The following is a 7,251-nucleotide window of genomic DNA, read 5'->3' as shown; positions in this document are numbered from 1 at the left end:
CCTCGCACAAGTTCCTTGAGTTCGCTCTTGATCGCAGCCTCGTTTAGTTGTACAATTTTCTCGGACATGGTTTGCTCTCTCCTTTCGAATGGTGGTGTCGCAACTTCATCCTACCAGAGATCTGCAAACCATGTCTCTTTTTATTTGCTTTTCAATTTGCGAAACTTATTGTACCTTATCAAGTAAGATGACGGATCTTCTTTACCGCTTCGATAAACTGCAAAACATCTTTCGGCGCATCCGGACTGTAAAGAATTCCATAAGGGATGCTGTAATCCCAGTTGACAGGAATGGAAACCAAACCGGGATGCACATCTCTCCAGCATTCAATGGTCAAAAGCACATTTCCTGTTTCCGCACAGTGGTTAAAGACGGAAAGATCATAGAATTGCGGTGTATCTTCAATGTGGATTTCGGGGTGGTGCTTTTCCAGATCATTACGGATTGTGTCATTTGCCGCGGAATCTCCTCTGCGCACCATCATAAGCGTTTTCCCGTGCAGAGCTTCAATATTGATACTGGATTTTGCCGCGAAGGGGTGCTCTCTGGATACGGCTACCATTTTCCGGTATCGTCCAAGGGGCAGAAAGTTGCATCGGGAAAGCCATTCCTTCGAGTCGCAGACTCCGATGAGAAAATCAAATTTTTCTCCCAGTTTTTCAATTTCCGATAATATACCGTTGTGATCGTCTTCATAAGGCACAAGATGCAGTTTATAGGAAGGAAAGTCCTGATTGACAAGATACCATAGATCCATAAACGGCTTTGCGGGATTCAGCAGAGAAGTGCCCACGCAGAAGGTCGTTTCATAGGAATAGAGGGCGGCGCGGGCTTTGGCAATGGATTTTTTGGAATGGTCTATCATATGTTTTGCTTCTTTGTATATAATCGTGCCCGGCTGCGTCAGACGGATACCGGAAGGAGTCCGGTCGATGAGTTTTAATTCCAGATGCTTTTCCAGCGTATTCATTTGCTTCATGACCGCCGTGGGAGAAATGAACAGGATTTCGGAGGCTTTGGTGAAGCTGCCGCAGTCAGCGACGGCAATAAAGGTGTCTAAAAGCGGATGATACATAAGATTCCTCCTGAAATTGGTATTAACTAATAGTTTATGCTATCATAACATATTGGAGATTCTTCGTCAATCCATGGGGCGGTATAATAAAAGCAAAAGAAAAGGAGGAAATGAGATGGGCAAAAGGTTGATTGCTTTTTATTCCAGAGCGGATGAGAATTATGTAAGCGGCACATTGAAATATTTGACAGTAGGCAATACAGAAGCAGCGGCAAATATCCTTAGAGAGTTAACGGGAGCAGATTTGTTTCAGATCGAGCAGGTACAGCCTTACGCGAAAAGCTATAATGAGTGCATCGCCCAGGCGCAGGAGGACCAGAAACGGGATGCGCGGCCGGAATTGAAAGCTTATCCTGAAAGCATAGAAGAATACGATACCATTTATCTTGGTTTTCCAAATTACTGGAGCACTATGCCCATGGCGGTATTTACCTTTTTGGAGCATTTTGATTTCAGCGGCAAGATCATCAAACCGTTTTGTACTCATGAAGGCAGTGGGATGGGACGGAGTGAAAAGGATATCAAAAAATTATGTCCCAACGCGAAAGTGGAAAAAGGCCTGGCTATTTACGGCAGTGCTGCCAGTCGGGCGGGAAAAGATTTTGAAAAATGGATTTAAGGAGGAATGACGAATGAAACCAAAGGAAATGAGTGTATTTCCCACAGGGGAACCCAATGACGCCTATGCGAAATACTTTGTGGGTCAGAGTTATTTGAATATGTTGTCCATGGAACAGGTAGTAGTGGGCAATGTGACTTTTGAACCGGGATGCCGCAATCACTGGCATATTCATCATGCCAATCAGGGCGGCGGGCAGATGCTGCTGGTGACAGCGGGAGAAGGATGGTATCAGGAATGGGGAAAGAAACCCGTAAGGCTGCGCCCCGGCAGTGTGGTACATATCCCTGCAGAGGTGAAACACTGGCATGGTGCGGCGGCGGATTCCTGGTTCCAGCATTTGGCCATCGAAGTGCCGGGAGAAAATTGCAGCAACGAGTGGTGTGAGCCTGTTTCAGATGAGGCATACGCAAAATTGGAGGAAGAGGTGTAAGATATGGCAAAAGTAACAGCGGGCAGAGATGAACTGGGTACCTTCGCACCCAAATTCGCGGAATTAAATGATGATGTTCTTTTTGGTCAGGTATGGTCAAGAGAAGCACAGTTATCGGCGAGAGACAGAAGTATTGTTACGGTAACAGCGCTGATGGCAAGCGGCATTTTGGACTCCTCTTTAAAATTCCATTTGCACAATGCCAAAAATCATGGCGTGACAGGGGAAGAAATGGCGGAAATCCTGACCCATGCCGCCTTTTACGCAGGATGGCCCAAGGCATGGGCGGCATTTCGTATGGCAAAAGAAGTATGGGAGGAAGTGGAATGATGAAAAAGGTATTGATTATTTCGGCAAGCTCCAGAAAACAGGGCAATTCTGATATTCTCTGTGATTACTTTGCAAAAGGCGCCAGAGAAAGCGGCCATCAGGTGGAAAAAGTTTTTCTGGCGGAAAAGAATATCAATTTTTGCAGTGGATGCGGTGTCTGCAACGAAACTCATCTCTGTGTTCAAAAGGATGATATGAAAGAAATTTTGGACAGCATGGTGGCGGCGGATGTGATTGTGCTGGCGACTCCTGTATACTTTTATTCCATGAATGGGAGAATGAAAAACTTTATCGACAGAACTGTGCCAAGATACACAGAAATTACAAAGAAAGATTTTTATTTTATTATGACTGCCGCAGATACGGACAAAGAAAATTTGGCGCGTACACTGGAAGGATTCCGTGGCTTTACACAGGACTGTCTGGAAGAGGCCAGAGAGGCGGGAATCATTTATGGAACTGGCGCATGGCAGAAGGGTGAGATTGAAGAGAGCCCTGCCTGCAAAGAAGCCTATGAAATGGGGAGAGCCTTATGATGAAACAAAATGTTATGCTGTGGACGGGAGCGGGCCAGATCGGTATGGCCATCGCGCGCCGTATGGGATATGGTATGAAAATCATCGTTGGAGACAAAAAACTGGAAAACGCGGAAAAAACAGCGGAGCTGATGAATCAGGCGGGATTTGATGTAGTTCCTGTGGAAATGGACCTGTCCTCGAGAGAATCCATTTGTGCTACGATTGCGGAGGGACAGAGCTATGGTCCTGTCAAGATGCTGGTCAATGCCGCGGGAGTGTCGCCAAGTCAGGCGTCTATTGAAACTATTTTGAAGGTAGATTTGTATGGCACAGCGGTTCTTCTGGAGGAAACAGGCAAAGTGATCTGCCCCGGCGGCGTTGGTGTCACTATTTCCAGCCAGTCCGGTTTCCGTATGCCGGCTTTGACGGCACAGGAGGATGAACTGCTGGCATGCACGCCTGTGGAAGAACTGTTAAAGCTGGATCTTTTGCGGGAAGACCGGATCAAGGATACGCTCCATGCCTATCAGCTGGCGAAACGGTGTAATGAAAAACGGGTCATGGCCCAGTCTGTGGAATGGGGAAAACGCGGCGCCAGACTCAATGCTATTGCGCCGGGGATCATTGTAACACCTTTGGCTATGGATGAGTTTTGCGGGATCAGAGGAGATTTTTATAAAAATATGTTTGCGAAGTGTCCCGCCGGCAGACCCAGTACGGCGGATGAGATCGCCAATGTGGCGGAATTGCTGATGAGTGACCGAGGCTCTTTTATTACCGGCTCTACTTTTTTGGCGGATGGCGGCGCTACGGCGGCTTATTATTATGGTGATTTGAATTGTTGAGAATGCGATTTTTACAGGAGGTTGAAAGAATGACACAATTACATTTGACAGAAGAATGGGATAAGATTTTTCCCAAAAGTGACAAAGTAACGCATCGCAAAGTGACATTCCATAATCGTTATGGCATTACGCTTGCGGCGGATTTATATACCCCGGCAAACGCCGAGGGAAAACTGCCGGCTATCGCTGTGAGCGGGCCTTTTGGCGCCGTAAAAGAACAGGCTTCCGGCCTGTACGCGCAGACCATGGCGGAACGCGGCTTTTTGACGATGGCCTTTGATCCGTCTTTTACCGGTGAAAGCGGCGGAGAACCCAGATACATGGCTTCTCCGGATATCAATACAGAGGATTTTCAGGCGGCAGTGGATTTTCTGTCTGTTCAGGAAAATGTTGACCCGGATCGGATCGGCATCATCGGTATTTGCGGCTGGGGCGGTCTGGCTCTGAACGCGGCGGCCTTAGATACCAGAATCAAGGCAACAGTGACATCTACTATGTATGATATGAGCCGCGTCAATGCCAATGGATATTTTGACGGGGAAAACAGTGAGGAACAGCGTTTTGAAAAACGGAAAGCACTGAATCTTCAAAGAACAGAGGAATACAAGTCCGGCACTTATGTGCGCGGCGGCGGGGTGGTGGACCCTTTGCCGGAGGATGCGCCGTTTTTTGTAAAGGACTATCACGATTACTATAAGACCAGCCGTGGATATCATCCTCGTTCTCTGAATTCCAATGAAGGATGGAATATTACAGGATGCATGTCCTTCCTGAATATGCCCATTTTGCACTATTCCAATGAAATCAGAAGCGCTGTGCTGATGATCCATGGGGAGAAAGCCCATTCCTGTTATTTTAGCAAGGATGCCTTTGCCCATATGGTCGAGGGCAGTTCTTATGGAGAAAATAAAGAGCTGATGCTTTTGCCGGATATGGTGCATACAGACCTGTATGACGGCGGCGGCAAAAACGCCATTCCTTTTGATCGGATGACAGAATTCTTCCGCAAAAATTTGAAGTGAGGCAGAGAATGGATGGGATAAGCCCTTAGATGCTTCCCTGCAAAAAAGGAATGATCGCTGGGATTCCTTTGGTACACAAAGGACCCGGCGCTTGTTTTTTTAGAAGCATGTTTTGGGGGAATAGATCACGGCTATTTCCGGCGGGATCAGCCAGAGAAAGATGAGGGTTTCGCGCTACGGACGAAAAATGTCTTTGTTTAAAATCAGGAGAGGGGTGAAACATGAAATATACACAGTTAGGAAACTCTGACCTAAATGTATCCCGTACCTGTATGGGGTGCATGGGATTTGGGGATGCCAAACAGGGGCAGCACAGCTGGACTGCGGATGCGACAAAGCTTTTCCATGTGGAAGGCGCGGCGAAAGCGCTGGATCTGAAATTGAGCGAAGAAGAGATGGTGTATCTGGAGGAGGCCTATGTGCCCCATCGTTTTGTGGGGGGGAATGGCGCGGAATACTCCGGCGGCCGCAAAAGAAAAACATGTTTGGTGCATAGGAACACAGCGTGTAGAAAAAGAGTAGCAGCATTTATCATTTGAAAAGCAGATCTGTAATGGCTGTCCTCATATGAAAACACTTCCAATCAAAATGGAGTTGCCGGAATTCTTTCGGGTACAAAGATTCCGGCGGTATTTGATTTCTTATGAAGATGCCCCTAAGACATCGTTCTGTTTTCCCAAGGGAAGAGGACGGTGTCTTTTTTATTTTCAAAGAAAGGTTTTTGTGCAAATTTCCTATTTACATGGTTATCTAAAGTCTATATAATAAATTTAAAGTTCGATATAGTAAATCTAAATTCGTATAAAGAAACGGTGGTGAAAGAAATGCGAGGAATCATATCAGCAGAAGAAGCGGTAAATATGATCCCAGATGGCGCCAGAATCGCTGTCGGCGGATTTTTGGGCTTTGGCTGTTCAGAGGAGATTCTAAAGGCGATTCGACAGAGATATGATGATGCGGGACACCCAAAAGACCTGACCTTAGTAAAAGGGGTCAGCATTGGAGACAAAGGAGAGCGGGGTGTGAACCGGCTGGCGGCAGAGGGACTTTTAAAATGTGTTATCTGTTCCCATTTTGGGCTGGAGCCGGAGATTGCGAAAATGGCGGCGGACAATAAGTTCTTTTTATATATGCTGCCTTTGGGAACCATTACTGATTGGCTGCGGGCCGTAGCCAGCCACAGCCCTGGCCTTATGACCTACGTGGGTCTGGGGACTTTTGTAGACCCCAGGATTGAAGGCGCCAAAGGAAATGAGCTAACGAAAGAAAAAGGCGGAGACATTGTCAAACTTATGGAAGTTAACGGTAAGGAATGTCTGTATTATGATACAGCGCCGTTGGATGTCTGTGTAATCCGTGGGACCTACGCTGATGAGGATGGGAATATTTCTCTCAGCAAAGAGGCGATCCATGGCGATCAGTTTGAAATCGCGGCGGCTGCCTATAACAGCGGCGGTACCGTAATTGTACAGGTGGAAAAAATTGTCAAGCGGGGATCACTAGATCCAAGAGATGTGAAAATACATGGTTTTATGGTGGACTATGTGGTTGTGGCAAAACCGGAGAACCATCCCCAGACTTTTACCAGTGACGTATACCGGCCGGAATTGACGGGAGATATTAAGGTGCCGCTGGAATCAGTGGAAAAGATGCCTTTGCAGGAAAGAAAAATCTGCGGAAGACGGGCGGCGCTGGAATTGAAACGGAACACACTGGTAAATCTGGGCATTGGTATGCCGGATGCCGTGGCGTCTGTGGCGGCGGAAGAGGGGATTTCGTCGGAATTTACCCTTTCTATTGAATCCGGCGTTCTGGGAGGCGTGCCGCTGGGCGGACTGGCGCTGGGGGGCAGCGTTAACCCGGAGGCCTTCTATAAAATGTCGGATATTCTGAATCTGTACGATGGCGGCGGATTGGATATGGCCGTTCTGGGGCTTGCAGAGATAGATGAAATGGGAAATCTGAATGTTTCCAAGTTCCATGGGAAGGTCATGGGCCCCGGCGGTTTTATTGATATTACTCAGCAGACGCCCTTTGTGATTTTTACAGGGACTTTTACGGCGGGGAAAAGCGATATCCGTGTGGAAAATGGAAAATTGAATATCGTCCGGGACGGCAGTGTCCTGAAGTTCAAAAAACAGGTGGAACAGATCACTTTCAGCGGACCCATGTCCCGCAAAAGAGGGCAGAAGGTCATGGTGATTACAGAAAGAGCCGTTTTTCTACTGACGGAGCAGGGACTGATGCTGACGGAATACGCCCCCGGCGTAGATGTGGAAAAAGATATTCTTGGGAAAATGGAATTTCGGCCTTTGATTTCGGAGGGACTGAAGGAAATGGACTCTGCGTTGTTTATGGAGCATCCTCTGGGAAAAGATTTCTTTTTCCAGGAAGAAGGAAAGGAGTAGT

General features: G+C 47.3%; 8 protein-coding genes and 1 pseudogene. 8 read left to right on the top strand and 1 reads right to left on the bottom strand.

Annotation, left to right across the window (positions count from 1 at the left end; genetic code table 11):
• Positions 1-178 precede the first annotated feature (178 nt).
• Complete coding sequence (locus tag H9X84_RS11585; RefSeq protein WP_205134470.1) at positions 179-1,075, bottom strand: LysR family transcriptional regulator; 897 nt, start codon at positions 1,073-1,075, stop codon at positions 179-181.
• Between the two features lie 115 nt (positions 1,076-1,190).
• On the opposite strand from H9X84_RS11585, the gene H9X84_RS11580 reads away from it, so the two are divergent.
• From H9X84_RS11580 to H9X84_RS11545, 8 genes and pseudogenes are all read left to right on the top strand, one after another.
• Positions 1,191-1,694: a flavodoxin gene (locus H9X84_RS11580; protein WP_205134469.1), complete on the top strand. Its 504-nt coding sequence runs from the start codon at positions 1,191-1,193 to the stop codon at positions 1,692-1,694.
• 13 nt (positions 1,695-1,707) lie between these two features.
• On the top strand, positions 1,708-2,127 hold the full coding sequence (locus H9X84_RS11575; RefSeq protein WP_205134468.1) for a cupin domain-containing protein: 420 nt from the start codon (positions 1,708-1,710) through the stop codon (positions 2,125-2,127).
• A 3-nt stretch (positions 2,128-2,130) separates the two neighbouring features.
• Positions 2,131-2,457, top strand: coding sequence for a carboxymuconolactone decarboxylase family protein (locus H9X84_RS11570; protein WP_205134467.1), 327 nt, complete (start codon positions 2,131-2,133; stop codon positions 2,455-2,457).
• Positions 2,454-2,993 carry a flavodoxin family protein gene (locus H9X84_RS11565; RefSeq protein WP_205134466.1) on the top strand — a complete coding sequence of 180 codons (540 nt, stop codon included), beginning with the start codon at positions 2,454-2,456 and terminating at the stop codon, positions 2,991-2,993. The genes H9X84_RS11570 and H9X84_RS11565 overlap by 4 nt, the downstream gene beginning before the upstream one ends.
• Positions 2,990-3,820 carry an SDR family oxidoreductase gene (locus H9X84_RS11560; RefSeq protein ID WP_330612358.1) on the top strand — a complete coding sequence of 277 codons (831 nt, stop codon included), beginning with the start codon at positions 2,990-2,992 and terminating at the stop codon, positions 3,818-3,820. The genes H9X84_RS11565 and H9X84_RS11560 overlap by 4 nt, the downstream gene beginning before the upstream one ends.
• A 29-nt stretch (positions 3,821-3,849) precedes the next feature.
• The gene (locus H9X84_RS11555) at positions 3,850-4,842 is read left to right on the top strand and encodes an alpha/beta hydrolase (protein WP_205134465.1); all 993 of its coding nucleotides are present in this window, start codon (positions 3,850-3,852) and stop codon (positions 4,840-4,842) included.
• Between the two features lie 221 nt (positions 4,843-5,063).
• Positions 5,064-5,171 (top strand): annotated as a pseudogene (locus H9X84_RS13415) (aldo/keto reductase); the annotation flags it as partial.
• 495 nt (positions 5,172-5,666) lie between these two features.
• Positions 5,667-7,250, top strand: coding sequence for an acyl CoA:acetate/3-ketoacid CoA transferase (locus tag H9X84_RS11545; RefSeq protein WP_205134464.1), 1,584 nt, complete (start codon positions 5,667-5,669; stop codon positions 7,248-7,250).
• Position 7,251 lies beyond the last annotated feature (1 nt).

It is taken from the genome of Anaerotignum lactatifermentans (assembly GCF_016902535.1).
Classification (GTDB): domain Bacteria; phylum Bacillota; class Clostridia; order Lachnospirales; family Anaerotignaceae; genus Anaerotignum; species Anaerotignum lactatifermentans_A.
The sequence above is the reverse complement of the archived record's forward strand: the minus strand, read 5'-3'. Positions and strand labels throughout refer to the sequence as shown.

Bases quoted from the DNA above. Each gene is read 5' to 3' on its own strand.
- H9X84_RS11570 (WP_205134467.1), top strand. From the start codon at position 2,131: ATGGCAAAAGTAACAGCGGGCAGAGATGAACTGGGTACCTTCGCACCC.
- H9X84_RS11565 (WP_205134466.1), top strand. From the start codon at position 2,454: ATGATGAAAAAGGTATTGATTATTTCGGCAAGCTCCAGAAAACAGGGC.
- H9X84_RS11585 (WP_205134470.1), bottom strand. From the start codon at position 1,075: ATGTATCATCCGCTTTTAGACACCTTTATTGCCGTCGCTGACTGCGGC.
- H9X84_RS11555 (WP_205134465.1), top strand. From the start codon at position 3,850: ATGACACAATTACATTTGACAGAAGAATGGGATAAGATTTTTCCCAAA.
- H9X84_RS11575 (WP_205134468.1), top strand. From the start codon at position 1,708: ATGAAACCAAAGGAAATGAGTGTATTTCCCACAGGGGAACCCAATGAC.
- H9X84_RS11580 (WP_205134469.1), top strand. From the start codon at position 1,191: ATGGGCAAAAGGTTGATTGCTTTTTATTCCAGAGCGGATGAGAATTAT.
- H9X84_RS11560 (WP_330612358.1), top strand. From the start codon at position 2,990: ATGATGAAACAAAATGTTATGCTGTGGACGGGAGCGGGCCAGATCGGT.
- H9X84_RS11545 (WP_205134464.1), top strand. From the start codon at position 5,667: ATGCGAGGAATCATATCAGCAGAAGAAGCGGTAAATATGATCCCAGAT.